General features: G+C 59.8%; 21 protein-coding genes. 14 read left to right on the top strand and 7 right to left on the bottom strand.

The genetic code is table 11. From position 1 onward, the window contains the following. The first annotated feature begins 25 nt into the window (after positions 1–25). The 4 genes from AC0ZWN_RS23515 to AC0ZWN_RS23500 all read left to right on the top strand — a co-directional run bounded on the left by AC0ZWN_RS23515 (position 26) and on the right by AC0ZWN_RS23500 (position 4605). A complete protein-coding gene (locus tag AC0ZWN_RS23515; protein ID WP_038357512.1) occupies positions 26–1288 on the top strand; it encodes an ATP-binding protein in 1263 nt (420 codons plus the stop codon). After that, the gene (locus tag AC0ZWN_RS23510; protein ID WP_003221630.1) at positions 1281–1841 is read left to right on the top strand and encodes a response regulator transcription factor; all 561 of its coding nucleotides are present in this window, start codon (positions 1281–1283) and stop codon (positions 1839–1841) included. The genes AC0ZWN_RS23515 and AC0ZWN_RS23510 overlap by 8 nt, the downstream gene beginning before the upstream one ends. A 96-nt stretch (positions 1842–1937) precedes the next feature. Continuing rightward, a complete protein-coding gene (locus AC0ZWN_RS23505) occupies positions 1938–3665 on the top strand; it encodes an ABC transporter ATP-binding protein/permease (RefSeq protein WP_186624812.1) in 1728 nt (575 codons plus the stop codon). 190 nt (positions 3666–3855) lie between these two features. Then, positions 3856–4605: a FadR/GntR family transcriptional regulator gene (locus AC0ZWN_RS23500; RefSeq protein ID WP_175559635.1), complete on the top strand. Its 750-nt coding sequence runs from the start codon at positions 3856–3858 to the stop codon at positions 4603–4605. A 4-nt stretch (positions 4606–4609) separates the two neighbouring features. Here AC0ZWN_RS23500 and AC0ZWN_RS23495 read toward each other — a convergent pair whose 3' ends face one another. Further along, a complete protein-coding gene (locus tag AC0ZWN_RS23495; protein WP_099757993.1) occupies positions 4610–4990 on the bottom strand; it encodes a hypothetical protein in 381 nt (126 codons plus the stop codon). Positions 4991–5286: 296 nt separating this feature from the next. On the opposite strand from AC0ZWN_RS23495, the gene kdgD reads away from it, so the two are divergent. From kdgD to AC0ZWN_RS23470, 5 genes are all read left to right on the top strand, one after another. Beyond that, positions 5287–6198: a 5-dehydro-4-deoxyglucarate dehydratase gene (gene kdgD / locus AC0ZWN_RS23490; RefSeq protein WP_093435890.1), complete on the top strand. Its 912-nt coding sequence runs from the start codon at positions 5287–5289 to the stop codon at positions 6196–6198. Between the two features lie 75 nt (positions 6199–6273). Beyond that, positions 6274–7719, top strand: coding sequence for an aldehyde dehydrogenase family protein (locus AC0ZWN_RS23485; RefSeq protein ID WP_476336733.1), 1446 nt, complete (start codon positions 6274–6276; stop codon positions 7717–7719). A 100-nt stretch (positions 7720–7819) separates the two neighbouring features. After that, on the top strand, positions 7820–9184 hold the full coding sequence (locus tag AC0ZWN_RS23480; protein ID WP_476336731.1) for an MFS transporter: 1365 nt from the start codon (positions 7820–7822) through the stop codon (positions 9182–9184). 11 nt (positions 9185–9195) lie between these two features. Beyond that, entirely contained in the window at positions 9196–10749 is a 1554-nt protein-coding gene (gene garD / locus AC0ZWN_RS23475; protein ID WP_034154460.1) for a galactarate dehydratase, read from the top strand. 270 nt (positions 10750–11019) lie between these two features. Then, complete coding sequence (locus tag AC0ZWN_RS23470; protein WP_116029462.1) at positions 11020–11961, top strand: AEC family transporter; 942 nt, start codon at positions 11020–11022, stop codon at positions 11959–11961. Between the two features lie 84 nt (positions 11962–12045). Here the strand turns inward: AC0ZWN_RS23470 and AC0ZWN_RS23465 are convergent, their stop codons facing one another. From AC0ZWN_RS23465 to gatC, 6 genes are all read right to left on the bottom strand, one after another. Beyond that, entirely contained in the window at positions 12046–12423 is a 378-nt protein-coding gene (locus AC0ZWN_RS23465; protein WP_007915345.1) for a carboxymuconolactone decarboxylase family protein, read from the bottom strand. Continuing rightward, positions 12420–13481, bottom strand: a complete 1062-nt coding sequence (locus AC0ZWN_RS23460) for a calcium/sodium antiporter (protein ID WP_476336728.1) — start codon at positions 13479–13481, stop codon at positions 12420–12422. The genes AC0ZWN_RS23465 and AC0ZWN_RS23460 overlap by 4 nt, the downstream gene beginning before the upstream one ends. A 46-nt stretch (positions 13482–13527) precedes the next feature. Further along, entirely contained in the window at positions 13528–13902 is a 375-nt protein-coding gene (locus AC0ZWN_RS23455; protein WP_476336726.1) for a septal ring lytic transglycosylase RlpA family protein, read from the bottom strand. Between the two features lie 149 nt (positions 13903–14051). Continuing rightward, entirely contained in the window at positions 14052–15497 is a 1446-nt protein-coding gene (gatB, locus tag AC0ZWN_RS23450) for an Asp-tRNA(Asn)/Glu-tRNA(Gln) amidotransferase subunit GatB (protein ID WP_476336724.1), read from the bottom strand. A gap of 10 nt (positions 15498–15507) precedes the next feature. After that, complete coding sequence (gatA, locus tag AC0ZWN_RS23445; RefSeq protein WP_093435926.1) at positions 15508–16959, bottom strand: Asp-tRNA(Asn)/Glu-tRNA(Gln) amidotransferase subunit GatA; 1452 nt, start codon at positions 16957–16959, stop codon at positions 15508–15510. A gap of 16 nt (positions 16960–16975) precedes the next feature. Further along, the gene (gatC, locus tag AC0ZWN_RS23440) at positions 16976–17263 is read right to left on the bottom strand and encodes an Asp-tRNA(Asn)/Glu-tRNA(Gln) amidotransferase subunit GatC (RefSeq protein WP_007901429.1); all 288 of its coding nucleotides are present in this window, start codon (positions 17261–17263) and stop codon (positions 16976–16978) included. A gap of 211 nt (positions 17264–17474) precedes the next feature. Between gatC and mreB the strand changes: the two genes are divergently transcribed. From mreB to rng, 5 genes are all read left to right on the top strand, one after another. After that, positions 17475–18512, top strand: coding sequence for a rod shape-determining protein MreB (gene mreB, locus AC0ZWN_RS23435; RefSeq protein WP_002555108.1), 1038 nt, complete (start codon positions 17475–17477; stop codon positions 18510–18512). Between the two features lie 141 nt (positions 18513–18653). Further along, positions 18654–19766, top strand: a complete 1113-nt coding sequence (gene mreC / locus AC0ZWN_RS23430; RefSeq protein WP_476336750.1) for a rod shape-determining protein MreC — start codon at positions 18654–18656, stop codon at positions 19764–19766. Then, positions 19766–20257, top strand: coding sequence for a rod shape-determining protein MreD (gene mreD, locus AC0ZWN_RS23425; RefSeq protein ID WP_034154468.1), 492 nt, complete (start codon positions 19766–19768; stop codon positions 20255–20257). The genes mreC and mreD overlap by 1 nt, the downstream gene beginning before the upstream one ends. Before the next feature lie 37 nt (positions 20258–20294). Continuing rightward, positions 20295–20891 (top strand): Maf family protein, encoded by a 597-nt coding sequence (locus tag AC0ZWN_RS23420; protein ID WP_476336721.1) that lies wholly within the window; start codon positions 20295–20297, stop codon positions 20889–20891. A gap of 58 nt (positions 20892–20949) precedes the next feature. Continuing rightward, positions 20950–22407: a ribonuclease G gene (gene rng / locus AC0ZWN_RS23415; protein WP_034154470.1), complete on the top strand. Its 1458-nt coding sequence runs from the start codon at positions 20950–20952 to the stop codon at positions 22405–22407. Positions 22408–22441: the final 34 nt, after the last annotated feature.

Raw genomic sequence — 22441 nt, 5'->3', positions numbered from 1 at the left:
CCTGGAGCGCTCATCAGGAGAGCTCATGCTCGCCCCCGTACAACTGACTTCCGCCACTCGCCAGAACCTCTGGCGGCTGACTTTCATCCGCACCCTGGTGCTCGCCGCGCAGGCTGGCTCCGTAGGCCTGGCCTATTGGCTGCAATTGTTGCCGTTGCCGTGGGTGCAACTGGCGATGACCCTTGGCTGCTCGACGCTGCTCTGCGTGTTCACTGCCGTGCGTTTGCGCACTTCGTGGCCGGTGACCGAACTCGAATATGCGCTGCAGCTGGCCTGTGATCTGGTGATCCACAGTGCGCTGCTGTATTTCTCCGGCGGTTCGACCAACCCGTTTGTTTCCTACTACCTGGTGCCGCTGACCATCGCCGCCGTGACGCTGCCATGGCGCTATTCGGTGATCCTGTCCGGCATCGCGCTGGCGCTGTACACCGTGATGCTGACGCGTTTCTATCCGCTGGAAACCTTGCCGGTCGCCCGTGAAAACCTGCAGATCTACGGCATGTGGCTGAGCTTTGCGCTGGCCGCTGCGGTGATCACCTTCTTCGCCGCGCGCATGGCTGAGGAGCTGCGCCGTCAGGAAGAGTTACGGGCGATCCGTCGTGAAGAAGGCCTGCGCGATCAGCAATTGCTCGCCGTCGCCACCCAGGCCGCTGGCGCTGCCCATGAACTGGGCACGCCGCTGGCGACCATGAGCGTGTTGCTCAAGGAAATGCAGCAGGACCATCCCGACCCGATGCTGCAGGACGATCTGAAGGTGCTGCAGGATCAGGTCAAACTCTGCAAGGAGACCTTGCAGCAACTGGTGCGGGCCGCCGAGGCCAACCGTCGTCTGGCTGTCGAGATGCAGGACGTCACCGACTGGCTCGACGAAGCGCTGAATCGCTGGCACCTGATGCGTCCGGAGGCCAGTTATCGCTTCCACCGCCTCGGCCAAGGCACCGTGCCACGCATGGCGCCGCCGCCGGATCTGACCCAGGCCTTGCTGAATCTGCTCAACAACGCCGCCGACGCCTGCCCGGAAAACCTCAAGGTGACCCTGGACTGGGACGCGGAAACCGTGACCATCAGCATTCGTGACCACGGCGCCGGTGTGCCGCTGGCCATCGCCGAACAGATCGGCAAACCGTTTTTTACCACCAAGGGCAAAGGTTTCGGCCTGGGCCTGTTTTTGAGCAAGGCCAGCGTGACACGCGCCGGCGGCTCAGTGAAACTCTATAGTCATGAGGAAGGCGGCACGCTCACCGAGCTGCGCCTGCCTCACGGCGCCCGAGGAGACCAACATGAGTGACGAAATCCAAGTCGAAGGCGAAGAGCTGCCGCATTTGCTGCTGGTCGATGACGACGCAACGTTCACCCGAGTAATGGCCCGTGCCATGGCTCGCCGTGGCTTTCGCGTCAGCACTGCCGGCTCGGCCGAAGAAGGCCTGACCATCGCCCAGGCAGACCTGCCTGATTACGCCGCGCTCGACCTGAAAATGGACGGCGACTCCGGCCTGGTGCTGCTGCCCAAACTGCTGGAGCTGGACCCGGAAATGCGCGTGGTGATCCTCACCGGTTATTCGAGCATTGCCACCGCGGTCGAAGCGATCAAGCGCGGCGCCTGCAATTACCTGTGCAAACCCGCCGATGCCGACGACGTGCTGGCCGCGCTGCTGTCCGAACACGCCGACCTCGACAGTCTGGTGCCGGAAAACCCGATGTCGGTCGACCGCCTGCAGTGGGAACACATCCAGCGCGTGCTGACCGAGCACGAAGGCAACATCTCCGCCACTGCCCGCGCCTTGGGCATGCACCGCCGCACCCTGCAGCGCAAACTGCAGAAGCGCCCGGTTCGTCGCTGAACCTGCGCTGAACGACTATCGCCAGCCCTCGCGATAAAACGCACCGATCATCTATGATCGGTGCGTGTCTGTTCTTTCCTATTTCGAGCCTTATCCATGAATCAGAACGCTGAATATTCCGCGGTCAACGATGCTGTGCGCGGGCAGTTTTTTCGCAAGGTTTGGGCGATGATCACGCCTTACTGGCGCAGCGAAGAGAAGGGCAAGGCCTGGACGCTGCTGATTGCCGTGATCGCGCTTACGCTGTTCAGCGTATGGATCGCGGTGTGGCTCAACAGTTGGTACAAGGATTTTTACAACGCCTTGCAGAAGAAGGACGAGGCGGCCTTCTGGCAGTTGATCCTGTATTTCTGCGGTATCGCGGCGGTGGCGATTCTCGGCTCCGTGTATCGCCAGTATCTGACGCAAATGCTGACCATCCGCTGGCGTGCCTGGCTCACCGAAAAGCATTTCACCCGGTGGCTGGAGCACAAGAACTACTACCAGCTGGAGCAGGGTGGCTATACCGATAACCCGGACCAGCGGATCTCCGAAGACCTTAATAAATTCACGGCCAACACACTGGCCCTTGGCTTGGGGCTGATCCGCACAGTCGTCAGTCTGGTGTCGTTCTCGATCATTCTGTGGGGCGTTTCCGGAAGCATTGAGGTGTTCGGTTTCACTGTTCCCGGTTACATGTTCTGGTGTGCATTGGTGTACGCGGTGATTGGTAGTTGGCTGACGCATTTGATTGGCAGGCGTCTGATCGGTTTGAACAACAACCAGCAACGTTTTGAAGCCGACCTGCGTTTCTCAATGGTGCGGGTTCGCGAGAATGCAGAGAGTATCGCCTTGTACAACGGCGAGCCGAATGAAAACCGGCGCCTGAGTAACCGTTTCGGGCTGGTCTGGCACAATTTCTGGGACATCATGCGGGTGTCCAAGCGGCTGACGTTTTTTACCTCGGGTTATGGGCAGATCGCGATCATTTTTCCGTTCATGGTGGCGGCCCCACGGTACTTCAGCGGCAAAATCGAACTCGGTGAGCTGATGCAAATCAACTCGGCCTTCGGCAATGTGCAAGAGAACTTCAGCTGGTTCATCAGTGCTTATCAGGATCTGGCAGAGTGGCGCGCTACGTGTGACCGGTTGCTGAGTTTCCGCAATGCGATGAGCAACAACGAAGAACGCACCCCGGCCATCGATGTGCAGAATCAGGGCAGCGAATTGAAAGTGCACAACCTCGGTCTGGATCTGGCCGATGGTCGCCATCTGTTGACCAGTGCCGACATGACTGTGGAACCCGGCGAGCGGGTGATGCTCAGCGGCCGTTCTGGCAGCGGCAAGTCGACGTTGCTGCGGGCGATGGGGCATTTGTGGCCGGCGGGGCACGGCAATATTCGTTTGCCGGCGGCGCGGTATCTGTTCCTGCCGCAGAAACCGTATCTGCCGATCGGCACTCTGCGCGAGGCGTTGAGTTATCCACAGCCGGGCGACAGTTACGCGCCGGAGCGTTATGCACAAGTGCTGGAAGCCTGCCGCTTGCCGCATCTGATTGGGCGACTGGACGAGGCCAATCACTGGCAACGCATGCTCTCGCCGGGTGAGCAGCAACGACTGGCTTTCGCCCGTGCGTTGCTTTACGCACCGCAGTGGCTGTACATGGATGAGGCGACTTCGGCGATGGATGAAGAGGATGAAGCGACGCTTTATCAGGCGCTGATCGATCAGTTGCCGGGGCTGAGCATTGTCAGCGTTGGCCATCGCAGTAGCTTGAAACGCTTCCATCCACGGCACGTGCGGATCGACAGCGGCCATTTGGTTGAACAGACCGTGACCGCCTGATCACCGTTAAACCCCTGTAGGCGTGAGCCTGCTCGCGATAGCGTTGGGTCAGTCACATTGATGCTGAATGTGCGGACGTCATCGCGAGCAGGCTCACTCCTACATAAAGCGATTTGAACAGGCCAGTGATCGTACAACCCGCTTGAGCTATCATGCCCCCAAGCCGAATTTTCGAGACAAGATGCACACCATGGAAAACCTGATCGACACCCCGCGTCTCCCGCGCAAGCGCCGCAGCCTGGCCCAGGAACTGGTGACGGTGCTGAGCGAGCAGATCCGCGATGGCCTGCTCAAGCGCGGTGACAAACTGCCTACCGAGTCGGCGATCATGGAAGCCCATGGCGTTAGCCGCACCGTGGTGCGCGAGGCGATTTCCCGTTTGCAGGCGGCCGGTCAAGTTGAGACCCGCCACGGCATCGGCACGTTTGTGCTCGACACGCCAAGCCCGAGTGGTTTCCGCATCGACCCGGCCACTGTCGTCACCCTGCGTGATGTTCTGGCGATTCTCGAATTGCGCATCAGCCTCGAAGTCGAATCTGCCGGCCTTGCCGCGCAACGTCGCAGCGCCGAGCAACTGGCGACCATGCGCGCCGCCCTTGATGCGCTCAACGAAAGCGCTGCCCATGCCAGTGATGCTGTTGCTTCGGACTTTGCCTTCCACCTGGAAATCGCCCTGTCCACCGGCAACCGTTACTTCACCGACATCATGACCCACTTGGGCACCAGCATCATTCCGCGTACGCGGCTGAATTCAGCGCGACTGGCCCATGATGATCAGCAGCACTACATGAGCCGCCTGAGCCGTGAGCACGAAGAAATCTACGACGCGATTGCCCGCCAGGATTCAGATGCCGCGCGTGCGGCGATGCGTCTGCACCTGACCAACAGCCGTGAAAGACTGCGCCAGGCCCATGAAGAGGCACAGGCGCAGCGGGGTTAAGCCGTCAGGCCTCGATCCGCAACGTCAACGCCTGCGAAAACGGCTCCATACTCGACTCATCGACAAACTTGTAGCGCAATTCGACGTCCGTGTTCAGGTACGGACGCAGTGCCTCTTTGGGGATCTGCAATTCGATCCCCATTAGTTTCTCCATCTCGTCTTCAGCATCGTCCCAGGTGCCGGTATCCACTTCTTCGCCTGCCCACAGGGGCGTTTCCGGGTCGTCGCCGAGAATCGGGTAAACGCTCCAGTTCGCCGGGAAGTCGCTGGAATCCGGGACGAGTGCGGTCAACACATCGGGCAGTGTCGATAGCTGAAGCGTGAGGATGTCGGAGGACGAAGCGGCGATTTGCGAAAGGGTCGGTGCAGCGTAATTCGTGGACATTTCGGTTTCCTTCGGTGGTCCGCCACGATCCTTCGTGGCAGTCGTCGCACCTTACCCGGCGTGGTAGCTGCGCTCAGTAAACGAATCTTGACCAGACATTTCTGCAATGTAGCCCAGTAAAAACAGGCCTTTACGCTGATTCGCCATTTGGCTTAAACACTTTTGTCCGACAAAAAACCACCCACAACGATGAAATGCAGTTGACGGTTATCTTTTAAGTTGTACGATGACCTACAACTTCAGCGAAGGCTGAACGGACCAATCACAAAAAACGTTGCTACCAGGGTGTTCGAATAATGAATCCACAAGAACTGAAGTCCATCCTCTCTGCCGGCCTGCTGTCCTTCCCGGTGACCGATTTCAACGCGCAGGGCGATTTCAACCGCGCGGGCTACATCAAACGCCTGGAATGGCTGGCTCCGTATGGCGCTTCAGCCTTGTTCGCCGCCGGCGGCACCGGTGAGTTCTTCTCCCTGGCCGCCAGCGAATACTCGGAAATCATCAAGACTGCCGTCGACACTTGTGAAACCAGCGTGCCGATTCTGGCCGGCGTCGGCGGTTCGACTCGCCAGGCCATCGAATACGCTCAGGAAGCCGAGCGTCTGGGCGCCAAAGGCCTGTTGCTGCTGCCGCACTACCTGACCGAAGCCAGCCAGGACGGCGTTGCCGCTCACGTTGAAGCCGTGTGTAAATCGGTCAACATCGGCGTGGTCGTCTACAACCGCAACGTTTGCCGCCTCAACGCGCCGCTGCTGGAACGTCTGGCCGAGCGCTGCCCGAACCTGATCGGCTACAAGGACGGTCTGGGTGATATCGAGTTGATGGTGTCGATCCGTCGCCGCCTCGGTGATCGCTTCAGCTACTTGGGTGGTCTGCCGACCGCCGAAGTCTACGCCGCTGCCTACAAGGCGCTGGGTGTGCCGGTTTACTCCTCGGCGGTGTTCAACTTCATCCCGAAAACCGCGATGGACTTCTACCACGCGATCGCCCGTGAAGATCACGCCACTGTCGGTAAGATCATCGACGACTTCTTCCTGCCTTACCTCGACATCCGCAACCGCAAGGCCGGTTACGCCGTGAGCATCGTCAAGGCAGGCGCGAAAATCGCCGGCTATGACGCAGGCCCGGTGCGGGCGCCGCTGACCGATCTGACCGGCGAAGAGTACGAAATGCTCGCCGCGCTGATCGACAAGCAAGGTGCGCAGTAACACCCGATAAAAGCGAGGCCGCTGAGCAATCAGCGGCTTTTTGCGTGAAGGCTTTGAGATGTGAGGGCTGCCCCTGTGACAACTGCAAAACGCTACGACAACTACATCAACGGTGAATGGGTTGCCGGTGCCGACTACTCGGCCAACATCAACCCTTCGGAACTGAGCGACACCATCGGCGATTACGCCAAGGCTGACCTGACTCAGGTTCACGCCGCCATCGACGCCGCCCGCGCCGCGTTCCCGGCGTACTCGACTTCGGGCATTCAGGCCCGTCACGATTCGCTGGATAAAGTCGGCAGCGAAATTCTCGCCCGTCGCGAAGAGCTCGGCACCCTGCTGGCCCGGGAAGAGGGCAAGACCCTGCCCGAAGCCATCGGTGAAGTGACCCGCGCCGGCAACATCTTCAAATTCTTCGCCGGTGAATGCCTGCGCTTGTCCGGCGACTACGTGCCGTCGGTGCGCCCGGGCGTCAACGTTGAAGTGACTCGCGAAGCGCTGGGCGTGGTCGGTCTGATCACCCCGTGGAACTTCCCGATCGCGATTCCTGCGTGGAAAATCGCCCCAGCCCTGGCCTACGGCAACTGCGTGGTATTGAAACCCGCCGATCTGGTTCCGGGCTGCGCCTGGGCACTGGCGGAAATCATCTCTCGCGCCGGCTTCCCGGCTGGCGTGTTCAACCTGGTGATGGGCAGCGGTCGCGTGGTTGGCGATGCGTTGGTGCAGAGCCCGAAAGTCGACGGCATCAGCTTCACCGGTTCGGTGGGCGTGGGTCGTCAGATCGCCGTTAACTGCGTGTCGCGTCAGGCGAAAGTGCAGCTGGAAATGGGCGGCAAGAACCCGCAGATCATTCTCGACGACGCCGACCTCAAACAAGCGGTCGAGCTGTCGGTGCAGAGCGCGTTCTACTCTACCGGCCAGCGTTGCACGGCTTCCAGCCGCTTGATCGTCACTGCCGGGATCCACGACAAATTCGTCGAAGCCATGGCCGAGCGCATGAAGTCGATCAAGGTCGGCCACGCGCTGAAATCCGGCACCGATATTGGTCCAGTGGTTTCGCAAGCGCAGCTGGAACAGGACATGAAATACATCGATATCGGCCAGTCCGAAGGTGCGCGTCTGGTCAGCGGCGGTGGCTTGGTGACCTGTGATACCGAAGGCTACTTCCTCGCGCCAACGCTGTTTGCCGACAGTGAAGCGTCGATGCGCATCAGCCGCGAAGAGATCTTTGGCCCGGTGGCCAACGTTGTTCGCGTGGCCGATTACGACGCGGCGCTGGCGATGGCCAACGACACCGAGTTCGGTTTGTCGGCGGGTATTGCGACCACCTCGCTGAAATACGCCAACCACTTCAAGCGTCACTCGCAGGCCGGGATGGTGATGGTCAACCTGCCGACCGCTGGCGTCGATTACCACGTTCCGTTCGGTGGCCGTAAAGGTTCATCCTATGGCTCACGTGAGCAAGGCCGTTATGCGCAAGAGTTCTACACGGTCGTGAAGACCAGTTACATCGGTTCCTGATAAGGCAATACCCCTGTAGGAGCAGTCTTCGGCAGCTCCTACAGGGAAGACCAAAGAAGATTCACCCGCGCATAAAAATAATCAGTGGGAGTACATCTACATGCAATCGTCCAAGCCGACTCACGTCCGCTATTTGATCCTGCTCATGCTGTTTCTGGTGACCACGATCAACTACGCCGACCGCGCCACGATCGCCATCGCCGGCTCCAGCCTGCAAAAAGATCTGGGCATTGACGCGGTTACCCTCGGCTATATCTTCTCCGCATTCGGTTGGGCCTATGTGGCCGGGCAAATCCCCGGTGGCTGGCTGCTCGATCGCTTCGGCTCGAAAAAAGTCTATGCCCTGAGCATTTTCACCTGGTCGCTGTTCACCGTGCTGCAAGGCTTTGTCGGTGAATTCGGCATGTCCACGGCGATTGTCGCGCTGTTTATGCTGCGCTTCCTCGTCGGTCTGGCTGAAGCGCCGTCGTTCCCCGGTAATGCGCGCATCGTGGCGGCATGGTTCCCGACCGCCGAGCGCGGCACTGCCTCGGCGATCTTCAACTCGGCGCAATACTTTGCCACCGTGCTGTTCGCACCGCTGATGGGCTGGATCGTTTACTCCTTTGGCTGGGAGCACGTGTTCATCGTTATGGGGATTCTCGGGATCATCTTCTCGCTGGTCTGGCTGAAGGTTATCCACAGCCCGCGCCAACACCCGATGGCTAACGAAGCCGAAGTGCAGTTCATTGCCGACAACGGCGGCATGGTCGACATGGACGTCAAGCAAGGCAAAAAAGCCGACGGTCCGAAGTGGGATTACATCCGTCAGCTGCTGACCAACCGCATGATGCTCGGTGTGTATCTGGGTCAATACTGCATCAACGGCATCACCTATTTCTTCCTGACCTGGTTTCCGGTGTACCTGGTGCAAGAGCGTGGCATGACCATTCTCAAGGCCGGTTTCATTGCCTCGCTACCGGCGATCTGCGGTTTCATCGGCGGCGTGCTCGGCGGGGTGATTTCCGATTACTTGTTGCGCAAAGGCCACTCGCTGACCTTCGCCCGCAAGGCACCGATCATCGCTGGCCTGCTGGTTTCCAGCAGTATCGTCGCCTGCAACTATGTTGATGTGGAATGGATGGTGGTTGGCTTCATGGCTCTGGCCTTCTTCGGCAAAGGCGTGGGCGCACTCGGTTGGGCAGTGGTCTCCGACACTTCGCCAAAACAGATCGCCGGCCTGAGCGGTGGCCTGTTCAACACTTTCGGCAACATCGCTTCGATCACCACACCGATCGTAATTGGCTACATCATCAGCTCCACCGGTTCGTTCAAATGGGCGCTGGTGTTCGTCGGTGCCAACGCACTGGTCGCGGTGTTCAGCTATCTGGTCATCGTTGGCCCGATCAAACGTGTGGTACTCAAAGAGCCGCCAACCAATGGCGGTGTTGAAGCCAGCGGTAAATTGTCTCAAGCGCATTCCTGAGGAGCGGCGTCATGCAGTTGATTGAACATTCCGACTCGCCGCGCCACATCCGCCTGCACGAGCGGGACAATGTGGTGGTCGTGGTCAACGACCAGGGCGCACCGGCCGGCACTGAGTTTGCCGATGGCCTGGTGACGCTGGAATTTGTGCCGCAGAGCCACAAGGTCACCCTCGAAGACATTCCCGAGGGCGGCCAGGTGATTCGCTACGGTCAGGTGATTGGCTACGCGTTGCAGCCGATTCGCCGCGGCAGTTGGGTCAAGGAAGATCAACTGCGCATGCCGACCGCGCCGCCGCTGGACAGCCTGCCGCTGTCCACCGAGGTGCCGGACGCGCAGGCACCGCTGGAAGGCTTCACGTTCGAGGGTTATCGCAACGCTGACGGTACCGTCGGCACGCGCAATATTCTCGGCATTACCACCACGGTGCAGTGCGTCACCGGCGTGCTCGATCACGCGGTGAAACGCATCAAGGAAGAACTGCTGCCGAAGTACCCGCATGTCGATGACGTGGTGGCGCTGACTCACAGTTATGGCTGCGGCGTGGCGATCACTGCCACTGACGCCTACATCCCGATTCGTACCGTGCGCAACCTGGCGCGCAACCCGAACCTCGGTGGTGAAGCGCTGGTAATCAGTCTGGGCTGCGAGAAACTTCAGGCCGGGCAGGTCATGCACGAAGACGATGCTTCGGTGGATCTCAGCGATCCGTGGCTGTATCGCTTGCAGGATTCCAGTCACGGTTTCACCGAGATGATCGAGCAGATCATGGCGCTGGCCGAAGTCCGTTTGAAGAAACTCGACCAGCGCCGCCGCGAAACCGTGCCGGCCTCCGAGTTGATCCTGGGTATGCAGTGCGGCGGCAGCGATGCGTTTTCCGGCATCACCGCCAACCCGGCGCTGGGCTACGCCTCGGATTTGCTGTTGCGGGCGGGGGCGACGGTGATGTTTTCCGAAGTCACCGAAGTGCGCGATGCGATTTACCTGCTGACTTCACGCGCCGAAAGCAAAACCGTTGCCGAGGAGCTGGTGCGCGAGATGGACTGGTACGACCGTTACCTGGCCAAGGGCGAAGCGGATCGCAGCGCCAATACCACGCCCGGTAACAAGAAGGGTGGGCTGTCGAACATTGTCGAGAAGTCGCTGGGGTCGATCGTCAAATCCGGCAGCAGCGCGATCAATGGCGTGCTTGGCCCTGGCGAGCGGTTCAAGCAGAAGGGTTTGATTTTCTGTGCGACCCCAGCGAGTGATTTTGTTTGCGGGACGTTGCAGTTGGCGGCGGGGATGAACCTGCATGTGTTCACCACCGGACGGGGTACGCCGTATGGGTTGGCGATGGCGCCAGTGGTGAAGGTTTCGACGCGGACAGAGTTGGCGCAGCGTTGGCCGGACCTGATCGATATCGATGCCGGGCGGATTGCCACCGGGCGCGCGACCATCGAGGAATTGGGTTGGGAGCTGTTCCACTATTACCTGGATGTGGCGAGCGGCAAACAGCAGACGTGGGCGGAGAAGCACAAGTTGCATAACGACATTACGTTGTTCAATCCGGCACCGATTACCTGATGGCTTTTTGAAGGGGGGAGTAAAAGCTACCCTCATCGGAACGCCGCCCGCCCACCCCTCTCCCGGGGGGAGAGGGGGCCGATCCGGGAATATTTAAGAAGTACATCGACCTGAAAGTGCTTTGCCGAATCCATAATCGACTCGGTCTTGCAGGTCGATGTATGACACAAGACACCTCGGTCAGTCCCCTCTCCCTCGGGGAGAGGGCTAGGGTGAGGGGCTTTTGCTTTATCATTGGCATCCAACGACGCTCACCCAAGGCTCCCCGGCATGCTGGCAATCTTCCTCGAAACCCTGAACATCACCGCGCCGGTGTTTGCCATGCTGTTTCTCGGTGTGCTGCTCAAGCGCATCGACTGGATCAACGACAACTTCATCCACACGGCCTCGTCGCTGGTGTTCAACGTCACCATGCCGGCGCTGCTGTTCCTCGGCATTCTGCATGCCGACCTGCACGCCGCGTTGCAACCGTCCCTGCTGATCTACTTTTCCCTCGCCACGCTGGTGAGCTTTGCCCTGGCCTGGGGTTGGGCGATTTTCCGTTGCCCGCGTGAAGATCGCGGCATCTACACCCAGGGTGCATTTCGCGGCAACAACGGCGTGATCGGTCTGGCACTGGCGGCGAGCATGTACGGCGATTACGGGATTTCCCTCGGGGCGATTCTCGCGGCGCTGGTGATCCTGTTTTACAACACGCTGTCGACCATTGTGCTCGCAGTTTACAGTCCGGTGATCAAGTCCGATCCGTGGAGCATCTGCAAAAGCGTGTTTAGCAATCCGCTGATTATCAGCGTGATTGCGGCAGCACCGTTTGCCTATTTCAAGATTGGTTTGCCGGGCTGGCTGGAGACCTCAGGTCAGTATCTGGCGCAAACCACTTTGCCGCTGGCGTTGATCTGCATTGGCGGCACGCTGTCGCTGGCGGCGCTGCGCAAGAGCGGCAACATGGCGCTGAGTTCGAGTCTGGTGAAGATGGTTGGTTTGCCAGTGCTGGCGACCCTGGGGGCGTGGTTGTGGGGCTTTCGTGGGGCGGAGTTGGGGATTCTGTTTCTGTATTTCGGTAGCCCGACGGCGGCGGCAAGTTTCGTCATGGCGCGGGCGGCGCAGGGTAATCATGAGCTGGCGGCGGCGATTATCGTAATGACCACGTTGATGGCGGCGATTACCACCAACGTCGGGATCTTCGTTTTGCAGTGGGGTGGGTGGATATAAAGGCAAGATCAAAAGATCGCAGCCTGCGGCAGCTCCTACAGGAGACCGCATTTCCATGTAGGAGCTGCCGAAGGCTGCGATCTTTTAGCTTTTCTCGTAACTGTCGATCACTTCCTGCGCTGCCCGAAACGCATCGATCGCCGCCGGCACGCCGGCATACACTGCGCAATGCAGCAACGCCTCACGGATCTCGTCCACCGTGCAGCCGTTGTTCAGCGCGCCGCGCACATGACCTTTCAACTCTTGCGGGCACTTCAACGCGGTCAGCGCGGCGAGGGTGATCAAACTGCGGGTTTTCAGCGGCAAACCTTCACGATTCCACACGCCACCCCAGGCATGTTCATTGACGAAATCCTGCAACGGCTGGGTGAACTCGGTGGCGTTGCCCAGCGCGCGATCAACAAACGCATCGCCCATTACCTGGCGGCGGACTTCAACCCCGGACTTCTTCGATTCGGTCATGGTTTATCACTCTTGTGGTGTTGGCGGCGCCAGGCGCGGATCGACGTGAACAGCAGGAACGTCAACAGCGTCGGCAAGACATAAAACAGCATCAGCCGCTCAAGCTTGCCGGCCAGCGGCATGCCGGTGGTAAACGACACCACGTGCAGCCCGTACGCCAGGTACAAACCGAGCAACAGCAAACCTTCGGCGCGCGTCACGCGGTAGCCGGAATAGAACACCGGCAGGCACAGTGCGGCAACGCCGAGCATCACCGGCAAGTCGAAATCCAGTGCGTTCGGCGACACCGACAGCGGCGTCGGTGCGATCAATGCGGTCAGGCCGAGCACCCCGAGCAGGTTGAACAGGTTGGCGCCGATCACGTTGCCGACGGCGATGTCGCGTTGTCCGCGCAAGGCTGCGATCAATGACGTAGCCAGTTCCGGCAGCGACGTGCCGACGGCCACCACGGTCAGGCCGATGACGCGCTCGGAGAATCCAAGATCAGTAGCTACCATAACCGCGGCGCCCAGCAGCAGATGCCCGGCAAACACCAGCATCGCCAGACCGATAACGATCATTAACAGGCTGCTGAACCACGAGGCTTGCGCCGTTTCAGGATGTTCCGAATGCGGTCGCGTCGAATACCGTGACTGGCGCAGCAGTAAACCGAGATACAACGCCAAAGCCGCCAACAACAGGATGCCGTCGAAGCGCCCGATCTCTTCATTCCATGCCAGCACGAATACCAGCAGGCTGGCACCGATCATCAGCGGAATATCCAGGCGCACCAGTTGCCGCGAGACGCGCAGAGGAATGATCAGCGCGGAAAGCCCTAGGGTGACAAGGATATTGAAGATGCTGCTGCCAACCACACTGCCGACGGCGATGTCCGGGTTATGCGCCAGCGCCGCTTGCAGGCTCACGGCCATTTGTGGCGCGCTGCTGCCGAGGGCGACGATGGTCAGGCCGATGATCAGCGGTCGCACATGCAGGCGTGCTGCCAGACGTACCGCTGCGCGCACCATCAGTTCGGCGCCGAAGATCAGCAGGCACAGGCCAGCGAGCAGTTCGATCACGCTGATCAGGGGTAAATCGGCTAATCCGAAAATGGTCAGCGCTCCATCAGTCGTCGAGGGCCTGCACGCGAACCCGCGCGGTGCCGCTGCGCAGCATGCCGAGTTGTTCGGCAGCCTCGCGGGACACATCGATCAGGCGTCCACGGGTATGCGGGCCACGGTCGTTGATGCGGACCACAACAGATTCATCGTTTTTCAGGTTGGTGACCTTCACCCGTGTGCCAAAGGGTAGCTGGCGGTGGGCGGCGGTCAGGGAATTCTGGTTGAACGGCTCGCCACTGGCGGTCCGTTTACCGTGGTGCTTGGCACCGTAATAAGAGGCGACACCGGTCTGGTCGTAACCGTGCGGGTCGATGATATCGGTGCTGGCGCAACCGGCCAGCAAGGAGAGCAAGGCGCAGGCGCCGAGCAGACGTCTCATTCGAAAGCTCCCAAATAACAATGTGGGAGCGAGCTTGCTCGCGAAGAGGCCGTCACATTCAGTACTCATGGTGAATGTCATGACGCCTTCGCGAGCAGGCTCACTCCTACAGGGAATAGAGCCAGGCTTTGGATCTGGCTCCATTGTGGTCAGCCTTCGAGCTTGCTTTTCAGCAGTTCGTTCACTTGCTGCGGGTTGGCTTTGCCTTTCGACGCTTTCATCGCCTGACCGACAAAGAAGCCGAACATCTTGCCGCGTTTGGCTTCATCAGCCGCACGGTATTGTTCAACTTGCTCGGCGTTGGCCGCGAGCATTTCGTCGAGCACGGCCGAGATCGCGCCGCTGTCGGTAACCTGTTTCAGGCCACGTTTCTCGATGATTTCGTCCGCGCTGCCTTCACCGTTGGCCATCGCTTCGAACACCACTTTGGCGATCTTGCCGGAGATGGTGTTGTCCTTGATGCGCTGCAGCATGCCGCCCAGCAGTTCAGCGGAAACCGGCGACTCGTCGATGTCCAGGCCTTGCTTGTTGAGCAGGCTGCCCAACTCGACCATCACCCAGTTCGCCGCCAGTTTCGCGTCGCCGCCGATGGCTGCAACTTTCTCGAAGTAGTCCGCTTGCTCACGGCTGGTGGCCAGCACGTTGGCGTCGTAGGCCGACAGACCGAACTGGCTCTGGAAGCGCTCGCGTTTCTGCGGTGGCAGTTCCGGCAGGGTGGCGCGCACCTCGCCGAGGAACGACTCTTCGATGACTACGGGCAGCAGGTCCGGATCGGGGAAGTAACGGTAGTCGTTGGCTTCCTCTTTCGAACGCATCGGACGGGTCTCGTCCTTGTTTGGATCGTACAGACGGGTCTGCTGGATCACTTTGCCGCCGTCTTCGATCAGCTCGATCTGACGCTGGATCTCGGAGTTGATCGCCTTCTCGATGAAGCGGAACGAGTTGACGTTCTTGATCTCGCAGCGCGTGCCGAACTCAACCTGACCTTTCGGGCGTACCGATACGTTGCAGTCGCAACGCAGCGAACCTTCGGCCATGTTGCCGTCGCAAATACCCAGGTAACGCACCAGTGCGTGGATCGCCTTGACGTAAGCCACGGCTTCCTTGGCGCTGCGCATGTCCGGCTCGGAGACGATTTCCAGCAGCGGTGTGCCGGCACGGTTCAGGTCGATGCCGGTGGCACCGTTGAATTCTTCGTGCAGGCTCTTGCCGGCGTCTTCTTCCAGGTGCGCGCGGGTAATGCCAACACGCTTGACCGTGCCGTCTTCCAGGGCGATGTCCAGGTGGCCCTTGCCAACGATCGGCAACTCCATCTGGCTGATCTGGTAGCCCTTCGGCAGATCCGGGTAGAAGTAGTTTTTACGGGCGAACACGTTGTGCTGACCGATCTCGGCGTCAATCGCCAGACCGAACATCACCGCCATGCGCACCGCTTCCTGGTTCAGCACCGGCAGAACGCCGGGCATGCCCAGGTCGATCAGGCTGGCCTGAGTGTTCGGGTCAGAGCCGAACGTGGTGGAACTACCGGAAAAGATTTTCGACCGGGTAGTGAGCTGAGTGTGAATCTCCAGCCCGATCACGACTTCCCATTGCATGTGTGTCTCCTCAGAAGCCGGTTGGGGTGCGGGTGTGCCAGTCAGTGTTGAGCTGATACTGGTGGGCAACGTTCAACAGGCGACCTTCCTGGAAATACGGCGCGAGCAACTGCACGCCCACCGGCAGACCGTCGACAAAACCGGCCGGCATCGACAGGCCCGGCAGGCCCGCGAGGTTGGCGGTGATGGTGTAGACGTCTTCCAGATAGGCAGCGACCGGGTCGCTGTTCTTGGCGCCGAGTTTCCAGGCCGGGTTCGGCGTGGTTGGGCCGAGGATGATGTCGACCTCATTAAAGGCAGCCATGAAGTCGTTCTTCACCAGGCGACGGATCTTCTGCGCTTTCAGGTAGTAGGCGTCGTAGTAACCGGCGGACAGCGCGTAGGCACCGACCATGATCCGGCGCTGCACTTCCGCGCCGAAGCCTTCGCCACGGGAGCGCTTGTACAGGTCGATCAGGTTTTCCGGGTTCTCGCAGCGATGGCCGAAGCGCACGCCGTCGAAACGCGACAGGTTCGAGGAGGCTTCTGCCGGCGCGATCACGTAGTACGCAGGAATTGCGTGCTGCATGTTCGGCAGGCTGATTTCCTTGATCACCGCACCAAGCTTCTGCAGCTCTTTAATGCTGTTCTGGATCAGCTCGGCGATGCGTGGGTCGAGACCGGCGCTGAAGTATTCCTTCGGCACGCCGATGCGCAGGCCTTGCAGCGAGTCACCCAGGCTTGCGGAGTAATCCGGCACCGGCTCATCGATGCTGGTGGAGTCGTTCTGATCGAAGCCAGCCATACCTTGCAACAAAATTGCGCAGTCTTCGGCGGTGCGCGCCAACGGCCCGCCCTGATCGAGGCTCGAGGCGTAAGCGATCATGCCCCAGCGCGAAACACGACCGTAGGTCGGTTTCAGGCCGGTGAGGTTGGTGAAGGCTGCCGGCTGACGGATCGAGCCGCCGGTGTCGGTGGCCGTAGCCGCAGGCAACAGACGAGCGGCTACTGCCGCCGCCGAACCGCCGGACGAACCGCCCGGCACGTGTTCCAGGTTCCACGGGTTTTTCACCGCGCCGTACCAGCTCGACTCGTTGGCCGAACCCATGGCGAATTCGTCCATGTTGGTCTTGCCCAGGGTCACGGCGCCGGCAGCCGCCAGCTTCGCAACCACGGTGGCGTCGTACGGGGCTTTGAAGTTGTCGAGCATCTTCGAGCCGCAGCTGGTGCGAATGCCCTGGGTGCAGAACAGGTCTTTGTGAGCGATCGGCGCACCGAGCAGGGCGCCGCTCTCACCGTTGGCGCGGCGTGCATCGGCGGCTTTCGCCTGCTCGAGCGCCAGCTCTTCGGTGAGGCTGATGAAACTGTTGAGCTGCGGATCGAGCTGGGTGATGCGCGCCAGCAGGACTTTGGTCAGCTCTTCGGAGGAAAACTTTTTATCGGCGAGACCGCGGGCGATCTCGGCCAGAGTCATTTGATGCATTGCAGGCTCTTTCCCTTTAGTCGATGACTTTCGGAACCAGATACAGGCCGTTTTCGACCGCTGGTGCGATGGACTGGTAGGCCTCGCGGTGATTGGTCTCGGTCACAACGTCGGCGCGCAGGCGCTGACTGGCTTCCAGCGGGTGGGCCAGAGGCTCGATTCCGTCGGTATTAACAGCCTGCATTTCGTCGACCAGACCGAGAATGCTGTTGAGGGCGGAAGTAATGTGTGGAAGATCGGCATCATTGAGGCCAAGGCAGGCCAGATGAGCGATTTTTTCCACGTCGGAGCGTTCTAGCGCCATCGGGATTCTCCTGTGGAAAACAGAACGGACGGCGTCCGTGTGTTAGATTGTCGGAACACTACCGCACTTCTACGGTCATAAGGCCGCGATTGTGGGGCTTGGTGCACAGAAAAGCGGCCAATTTAACATATTGGCGCCTTGCCCAAAATCCCTGTCGTTGTTAGAGTTTGCCGCACTTTTTTACCCACGCGTTGCCTAGGGTCCCTTTCCCATGTTCAAGAAACTGCGTGGCATGTTTTCCAGCGATCTTTCCATTGACCTGGGCACTGCCAACACCCTTATTTACGTGCGCGAGCGCGGTATCGTCCTGAATGAGCCATCGGTTGTGGCCATTCGGACACACGGTAACCAGAAAAGTGTCGTTGCTGTCGGCACCGAGGCCAAGCGCATGCTCGGCCGTACGCCGGGCAACATTGCTGCCATTCGTCCGATGAAAGACGGCGTGATCGCCGACTTCAGCGTCTGCGAAAAGATGCTGCAATACTTTATTAACAAGGTTCACGAAAACAGCTTTCTGCAGCCTAGCCCTCGTGTGCTGATCTGCGTTCCATGCAAATCCACCCAGGTTGAGCGTCGCGCCATCCGTGAATCGGCCCTTGGTGCCGGTGCCCGTGAAGTATTCCTGATCGAAGAGCCAATGGCCGCTGCGATCGGTGCCGGCCTGCCGGTCGAAGAAGCGCGTGGTTCGATGGTCGTGGATATCGGTGGTGGTACCACTGAAATCGCGCTGATCTCCCTGAACGGTGTGGTGTATGCCGAATCCGTCCGCGTGGGCGGCGACCGCTTCGACGAAGCGATCATCACTTACGTGCGTCGTAACTACGGCAGCCTGATCGGTGAATCCACCGCTGAGCGCATCAAACAGGAAATCGGCACGGCCTACCCGGGCGGCGAAGTTCGCGAAGTCGACGTTCGCGGTCGCAACCTGGCCGAAGGCGTTCCACGCGCATTCACCCTGAACTCCAACGAAGTGCTGGAAGCTCTGCAAGAGTCCCTGGCAACCATCGTTCAGGCTGTGAAAAGTGCTCTGGAGCAATCGCCGCCGGAACTGGCTTCCGACATCGCCGAGCGTGGCCTGGTGCTGACCGGTGGTGGCGCGCTGCTGCGTGATCTCGACAAGTTGCTGGCCCAGGAAACCGGTCTGCCAGTGATCGTTGCCGAAGATCCGCTGACCTGTGTGGCTCGCGGCGGTGGCCGTGCATTGGAAATGATGGATAAGCACACCATGGACCTGCTCTCGAGCGAATAAGTCGCCGAGTGCAATACGTGGGTGAGCGCGCGGGCAGCACTTTGCAGTGCTGCCTGTTGGCGTTTATCTTCTGTCAGTCTTCATCCAGGCCGGTTTGATGCCGTATGAATAAACAGAACATTTGCCTGGGAGGAGCGGCTTATTAAACCGCTTTTCGCCAAGGGCCCTTCGTTGGGCGTGCGCCTGTTGGTGCTGGCCGTGCTATCGATCGCGCTGATGGTGGTCGATGCCCGCTTTGACCTGCTCAAGCCTGCGCGCAAGCAAGCGTCGCTGGTGCTGATGGATGCCTACTGGATCACAGACCTGCCGGGTCGCTTGTGGGAAGGTGTCGCCAGCCAGTTCAGCAGCCGCACCGAGCTTGTCGCCGAAAACGAAAAACTCAAGACCGAAAACCTGCTGTTGCAGGGCCGCATGCAAAAGCTTGCCGCCCTTACCGAGCAGAACGTTCGGCTGCGCGAGTTGCTCAATTCTTCTGCACTGGTCAACGAAAAGGTCGAAGTGGCCGAGTTGATCGGTATGGACCCCAACCCGTTCACCCATCGCATCATTATCAATAAAGGTGAGCGCGACGGCGTGGTGCTCGGTCAGCCGGTGCTCGATGCGCGCGGTCTGATGGGCCAGGTGGTCGAGTTGATGCCTTACACCTCGCGTGTCTTGCTGCTCACTGACAGCACACACAGCATTCCGGTCCAGGTCAATCGCAACGGGCTGCGGGCCATTGCTAGCGGCACCGGCAACCCTGAGCGTCTGGAATTGCGCCACGTCGCCGACACGGCCGATATCAAGGAAGGCGACCTGTTGGTCAGTTCCGGCCTTGGCCAGCGTTTCCCGGCAGGCTATCCGGTCGCGACCGTGAAGGAAGTGATCCACGATTCCGGTCAGCCGTTTGCCATCGTCCGCGCCGTGCCGACCGCCGCGCTGAATCGCAGCCGTTACATGTTGCTGGTGTTCAGCGACAACCGCACCGCCGAAGAACGTGCCAACGATGCGGCGCAAGCGCAGGAAAATCTTGATGCCTTTGGCGGCGGTCCGATTATTCCGGCAACTGTACCGAAAACCGTGACCCCGCCTGCCGCAGCGGCTACGACGCCCGCGACGCCTGCCGCACCGACCGCCGCCGCTAGCGCCACACCGGCCAAACCCGCGGCAAGCAAACCGCCAGCGGCTGCCAAACCTCCAGCTGCCCAGCCGGCTGCGCGACCTGCGGCCAAACCGCCCGTCAATGCACCAGCGACAACCGGGAGACAAGAATAATGGTCGGGGCTACCGCATCGCGTAACGGCTGGATTGTCTGGCTGACGTTTGTTGTCGGCATACTCCTGAGCGTGTCGCCATTGCCGATTTTCATGGAAATCCTGCGCCCGCTATGGCTGGCCTTGCTCCTGACATTCTGGGCTTTGTATATGCCGCACACAGTGGGTATGGTCACGGCGTTTTGCCTGGGCCTGGCCGAAGACGTGCTGCAGGGCGATCTGCTCGGTCAGAACGCGCTGATCCTGACACTGATCACCTTCCTCGTATTGTCATTGCAACAACGCCTGCGGATGTTCCCGATGTGGCAACAATGCCTGGTGATTCTGGTGATTTTCGGCCTCGCGCAACTGGTGCAATTGTGGCTCAGTGCCTTGACCGGTAACCGTCAACCAACCCTGGCGCTGGTACTTCCAGCGCTGGTCAGTGCCTTGCTCTGGCCTTGGGTCAGCTTTGCCCTACGCGGATTGCGCCGACGCTACAAAATCAATTGAGCCGGTGAAGCAGGGCACTGAACAGGGAGATGTTTTGATGAAGCCGCTTTACCTCGCCTCCGGATCGCCACGTCGGCGTGAATTGCTCACGCAGATCGGCATTCCGTTCTCCGCCATCAGTGCGGATATCGACGAAACTCCATCACCCGAAGAGTCGCCCTCGGCCTATGTCGAACGCTTGGCGCGCGGCAAAGCCGAGGCCGGACGCCGCACGGTCGTGTCCACTCAGCCATTCTGCGTGCTGGGTGCTGACACTGCCGTGGTGCTGGACGGCAAAATTCTGGGCAAACCGGTGGACGAAGCCGATGCATGCGCCATGCTGATGATGTTGTCCGGCAAGGAGCATGAAGTGCTGACCGCCATCGCCGTGCTTGAAGACGAGCGCTGCGAGTCGCGGGTGGTGCGCAGTCTGGTGCGGTTTCGCGCGATCAGCATTGAGGAAGCGGCCGCTTACTGGGCCAGTGGCGAGCCACGGGACAAGGCCGGTGGTTATGGCATTCAGGGGCTCGGCGCGGTGTTTGTCGCGGGCCTTAATGGCAGTTACTCGGCGGTGGTCGGGTTGCCGATTTGCGAAACCGCAGAACTGTTAGGCCATTTCGGCATACCCTGTTGGCAAAACCTGAACGCGCAATAAGCGTCGTACGAATCCAGATGCGGCCATTATCGTGAACACGCCTGAACGAGATCCTGCCATGAGTGAAGAGATTCTGATCAACATCACGCCGATGGAGTCGCGCGTGGCGGTGGTCGAAAACGGTGTGCTGCAAGAAGTCCACGTTGAGCGCACACAAAAGCGCGGGATTGTCGGCAACATCTATAAAGGCAAGATCGTCCGCGTGCTGCCGGGTATGCAGGCAGCGTTTGTCGACATCGGCCTGGACCGCGCGGCATTCATTCACGCCGCCGAAATTTCTCTACGTGAAGGTCCTGCGGTCGAAAGTATCAGCGCGCTGGTCCACGAAGGCCAAAGCCTGGTGGTGCAAGTCACCAAGGACCCGATTGGTTCCAAAGGCGCGCGCTTGACCACGCAACTGTCGATACCTTCGCGTTATCTGGTGTACATGCCGCGCACCGCCCACGTCGGCATCTCGTTGAAGATCGAAGACGAAGCCGAGCGCGAACGCCTCAAGCAGGTGGTCAGTGATTGCGTGGCCAAGGAAGGCATCAAAGAGGCCGGTGGTTTCATTCTGCGCACCGCCGCCGAAGGCGCTGGTGCCGATGAAATCCTCATGGACATCCGTTACCTGCGACGCCTGTGGGATCAGATCAACGAACAGATCAAAACCATCTCCGCGCCTAGCGTGATTTACGAGGACCTCGGTCTGGCGCTGCGTACGCTGCGTGACCTGGTCAACCCGAAGATCGAGAAGATTCGCATCGATTCCCGGGAAACCTTCCAGAAAACCACGCAGTTCGTCGCCGAACTGATGCCGGAAATCGCCGATCGTCTGGAACACTACCCGGGTGAACGACCGATTTTCGACCTCTATGGCGTCGAAGACGAAATCCAGAAAGCCCTCGAACGCAAGGTGCCGCTGAAATCCGGTGGCTATCTGGTGGTGGATCCGGCGGAAGCCATGACCACCATCGACGTGAACACCGGAGCTTTCGTCGGTCATCGCAACCTCGAAGAAACCATCTTCAAGACCAATCTCGAAGCGGCCACCGCGATCGCCCGGCAAATGCGCCTGCGCAATCTGGGCGGGATCATCATCATCGACTTCATCGACATGGAAGATGAAGAGCATCAACGCCAAGTGTTGCGCACCCTGGAAAAACAGCTGGAGCGTGATCACGCCAAGACCAACATCATCGGCATCACCGAGTTGGGCCTGGTGCAGATGACCCGCAAGCGTACCCGCGAAAGTCTCGAGCAAGTGCTGTGTGAACCGTGCAGCAGTTGCCAGGGGCGCGGCAAGCTGAAGACTGCGGAAACCATCTGTTACGAGATCTTCCGCGAGATCCTCCGTGAAGCCCGCGCCTATCAGGCCGAGGGTTATCGGGTGTTGGCTAACCAGAAAGTGGTGGATCGCTTGCTTGACGAAGAATCCGGTAACGTCGCCGAGCTTGAAGGGTTTATCGGTCGCACCATACGCTTCCAGGTGGAAACCATGTATTCCCAGGAACAATATGACGTGGTGCTGCTCTGATCCCCTGCGTCACTTTTTTTCCACCGCGGCTGGC

It is taken from the genome of Pseudomonas sp. 3B-A001-10F (genome assembly GCF_056313565.1).
The sequence above is the reverse complement of the archived record's forward strand: the minus strand, read 5'-3'. Positions and strand labels throughout refer to the sequence as shown.

Bases quoted from the DNA above. Each gene is read 5' to 3' on its own strand.
- AC0ZWN_RS23515 (WP_038357512.1), top strand. From the start codon at position 26: ATGCTCGCCCCCGTACAACTGACTTCCGCCACTCGCCAGAACCTCTGG.
- AC0ZWN_RS23510 (WP_003221630.1), top strand. From the start codon at position 1,281: ATGAGTGACGAAATCCAAGTCGAAGGCGAAGAGCTGCCGCATTTGCTG.
- AC0ZWN_RS23505 (WP_186624812.1), top strand. From the start codon at position 1,938: ATGAATCAGAACGCTGAATATTCCGCGGTCAACGATGCTGTGCGCGGG.
- AC0ZWN_RS23500 (WP_175559635.1), top strand. From the start codon at position 3,856: ATGGAAAACCTGATCGACACCCCGCGTCTCCCGCGCAAGCGCCGCAGC.
- AC0ZWN_RS23495 (WP_099757993.1), bottom strand. From the start codon at position 4,990: ATGTCCACGAATTACGCTGCACCGACCCTTTCGCAAATCGCCGCTTCG.
- kdgD (WP_093435890.1), top strand. From the start codon at position 5,287: ATGAATCCACAAGAACTGAAGTCCATCCTCTCTGCCGGCCTGCTGTCC.
- AC0ZWN_RS23480 (WP_476336731.1), top strand. From the start codon at position 7,820: ATGCAATCGTCCAAGCCGACTCACGTCCGCTATTTGATCCTGCTCATG.
- garD (WP_034154460.1), top strand. From the start codon at position 9,196: ATGCAGTTGATTGAACATTCCGACTCGCCGCGCCACATCCGCCTGCAC.
- AC0ZWN_RS23470 (WP_116029462.1), top strand. From the start codon at position 11,020: ATGCTGGCAATCTTCCTCGAAACCCTGAACATCACCGCGCCGGTGTTT.
- AC0ZWN_RS23465 (WP_007915345.1), bottom strand. From the start codon at position 12,423: ATGACCGAATCGAAGAAGTCCGGGGTTGAAGTCCGCCGCCAGGTAATG.
- AC0ZWN_RS23455 (WP_476336726.1), bottom strand. From the start codon at position 13,902: ATGAGACGTCTGCTCGGCGCCTGCGCCTTGCTCTCCTTGCTGGCCGGT.
- gatB (WP_476336724.1), bottom strand. From the start codon at position 15,497: ATGCAATGGGAAGTCGTGATCGGGCTGGAGATTCACACTCAGCTCACT.
- gatA (WP_093435926.1), bottom strand. From the start codon at position 16,959: ATGCATCAAATGACTCTGGCCGAGATCGCCCGCGGTCTCGCCGATAAA.
- gatC (WP_007901429.1), bottom strand. From the start codon at position 17,263: ATGGCGCTAGAACGCTCCGACGTGGAAAAAATCGCTCATCTGGCCTGC.
- mreB (WP_002555108.1), top strand. From the start codon at position 17,475: ATGTTCAAGAAACTGCGTGGCATGTTTTCCAGCGATCTTTCCATTGAC.
- mreD (WP_034154468.1), top strand. From the start codon at position 19,766: ATGGTCGGGGCTACCGCATCGCGTAACGGCTGGATTGTCTGGCTGACG.
- AC0ZWN_RS23420 (WP_476336721.1), top strand. From the start codon at position 20,295: ATGAAGCCGCTTTACCTCGCCTCCGGATCGCCACGTCGGCGTGAATTG.
- rng (WP_034154470.1), top strand. From the start codon at position 20,950: ATGAGTGAAGAGATTCTGATCAACATCACGCCGATGGAGTCGCGCGTG.